The sequence below is a fragment of the Bradyrhizobium sp. MI1.11 genome, from assembly GCF_055811255.1.
The window spans coordinates 1-2,960 of sequence record NZ_JBVVPM010000140.1 but is presented as its reverse complement, the minus strand read 5'-3'; the positions used below and the strand labels follow the sequence as shown (position 1 = coordinate 2,960).

1 protein-coding gene is annotated in these 2,960 nt (G+C 53.8%); it reads right to left on the bottom strand.

Going from position 1 to position 2,960, the window contains the following annotated elements; translation table 11 throughout:
• Positions 1 to 647: 647 nt before the first annotated feature.
• Positions 648 to 2,621, bottom strand: coding sequence for an AAA family ATPase (locus AC0L30_RS42600; protein WP_473406755.1), 1,974 nt, complete (start codon positions 2,619 to 2,621; stop codon positions 648 to 650).
• Between the last annotated feature and the right edge of the window lie 339 nt (positions 2,622 to 2,960).

Below are 2,960 nucleotides of genomic sequence, written 5' to 3'. Positions count from 1 at the left end.
ACAGACCAACCTATAGGGGGTCAATTTTGGACGCCGATCCCCCGGCTTAGGGGGTCAATATTGCAGGCCGAATGACACATTGGCAATGCTTGGCAACGGTTAGCTCGCCGAAGCGACCTAAGACTTGCCTTTTTGTGGACATGCGTTCCTAGCCCCAATTAGTAGTTAGCGAGAGGACGCCCATCAGAGGCGTAGACGTGGGTGTTCACCATCCAGATAGGCGACGGCTGCTCCGTTCTGATTATAGTAGGTCAGCAACATTTGCGTCCCTTCTCAGTCACGGTAGTCGCGATCGGCTTGGGTCAAATTCAATCTCGATGATGTCCACTGCCTCGCCCCTTTGGTCTCTGCGCTTCCATGCAGTTCTTGCCTCATCCTCCGTATCATAGGTGCGGCTACTTGGATGAAACTCTCCGGCCAGCGGCCCAAGCGGGTCTGCTTCGAAAACTATGATCCACTGCTTTTTGAGGGGCATGCGTAGCTTATCTCTCCGCTTGAAAAAGCCTAAAGTCTAGGGCTCGTGCAGGAGCCGGGCAGATTCGGTGTGGTTGGGTAGAGGCTCACTCGATTTACGCTTTTCGCATTCACGCACTTTTAGGGGAAAAAAGTTGCACGCAGGAAGTGCAGCAACTGCCGCCACGCTCCGGTTAGCTAGGTATCAAAGCGTTCAATGTCTTGAATGCCGCCTCAAACCGATCTTTCGCGCCCTTGGGCAACGTCGACGAGAGCTTCCTAGAGTTCTCATTGAAGTATCGAGCCGGGCGATAATGACTGAACGTGCCGTCTTTCAGAGGATGCTCGACGAAATATCTCTCCAGCCGCTGCAAGATGCGCGGCTCCTTTGACTTTAACGCCTTCGCATCAATCTCACCGCTGAGCTGTGCGGAAAATTCGGCATTGACTAGGCCCACGTAAAACTCTGGGCCAAACATATCCTCGATATCGGCCTCTGACGTCTTAGTGAAATGGGCGAAGGTCAGGACATTGGCCTTCCTTAAGAGTTTTTCACGGTACAGCCCTTCAATCTTTTGCTGATCCGCCGATTGGCTATCGATCAGTGTAGCGATGACCATGCGCTTTTGAGCGCCCAGAAGCGCCACGAACGTTGGCACCTTAGCGGCCCCACCGACGGGGGTGATGGTCCAGCGTGGATCGAGACCGGTCCTCTTATCTTCCTGCAGAATGGCCGACATCGCTTGCAGAAAGAGCAAATCAGCTGCGCCCTCGACCACTAGCGAGTACGGTCCCACGAATAACGTTTGATGCAACTCGTATCCGAGAGCGCCTTGGAGCGGGAAAAGGCTATCAGCGCTCGCCGCAAAGACATCCTCCAGAACTCGCGTGCCCTCAGCGCCGCTATCCGAATCTAATTCTGCATCGATGCTCTTGTCTTGCACGATGCGCACCCGCTCGAAGTGCTCTGCATCAATCATAAAGGGGGAGTGGCTCGTGTAGATGAGTTGATGAGCCCCCTTCAATTCCGTCTCGAAGTATCGCAGCAGGTCGTACTGCGCTTTTGCGTGCAGTGTCAGGCCCGGTTCATCCAAAAGCAAAATCATCGGCTCGGCATTCTTCTTTACATCTGAATACCAGGCCAGAAACGAAAAGAACCAGACGAAACCGCGTGATCGACTGCCCAACTCGGTCGTTACCTGATGCCGGTTGTCGAAAACGCCGCCCCAGATATTCGTGCCGGTTTGCATACCGACAGGGTCGCCGGTCCTAGCGGGTCTAACGTCAAACGTCATTCGCAAGTGTTTATTTTGCGACCAGTATTTCAGCACCTGTCGGGTTAGATGATTGCTTGCACCTTCAAGTCTATTTTTCAACTCGATGGTGCTTGCAGGATTGATCAACTCCGGAAGCTTAAGACGCGCAAGTCTAATCAAGCCCAGCAGTGGGTGGTCGGACGGCTTCAGCTGGCTTGGGTTAGCAGCTTCGCGCGCGACAAGGGCTTCGATATTTTCGTGACCCGTCATTTGATAATATTCGTCGAAGTAGAGGTACTTCGGTCTGCGAGACAGGAGGATATGAGTGTAAATATAGCCGCTGATACCGCTTTTCTTCACCTCGGCAAGCACCGCTAAGAGCCTAGTGACCTCCGCCGTTTGCTCCTGTGCCTGCAAGATGGCGCTGAGCCCGTCTGCAGTACGCGGCGCGTCGGTGAGAGCTGCCCCAGCTTGCTCCGAAAGATCGGCCTTACTGATGAGATGCTCAAGGCCATTAGAGGTATCGGCACTGAGCGAGTAGGTCCGTTTGTTATCGTAGCTTTTTTCGAAGGTGATCTCCGGTTTCGTGACGCACGCCTCACCGAACATGTCAGCAATGGCTGCAATCTCGTCGGCATCCAGCGCATAGCAGGCCGTGATTGGTACGGCTGTTCCCCGTTTCCCGGATTCCACCGCGTGCCGATAATCCTCGACGTCCATCCGAGGGTAATCATTTGTGACGTCAAAATTTCCGTCGGCCGGTACGACGGGATTGAGCCTATATAGCGCCTTCAACAGAGCGCTCTTACCAGCTTCATTTTTGCCAACCAGACATGTGATCTCAGAAACAGGAATCCGGCCGGAATCGCGGACACTTTGGAAGTCACGGACGTGAAACCATTTCAGCTGCATGGCGCGAAAATCCCTCGAAAAACCTACTGAGACGCGAGTGGCTCAAAGGTGTCAATCAACGCGCGCATGTCAGGGCTGGGAACGCACAGCTTTTGTAAGGACGAGGGACAGGGACACAAACGAGGACACATCGGTCACATCGTATTGAATTACATCAATTTTTCCTGCTTGTTTCTTCCCCGCGCCGGGGAGGGCAGGGAGAAACTGGCTCCGCGCAGGGCTAAGAGACAGACACCATAAACTCACCAGGGAAATGTCGGGGGTGAGCGACCCGAGACATAGGTGACAGTTCGTACCGGACACATGGGTTACACTTTCCGCTTTTGTTCTGCGGGAGGT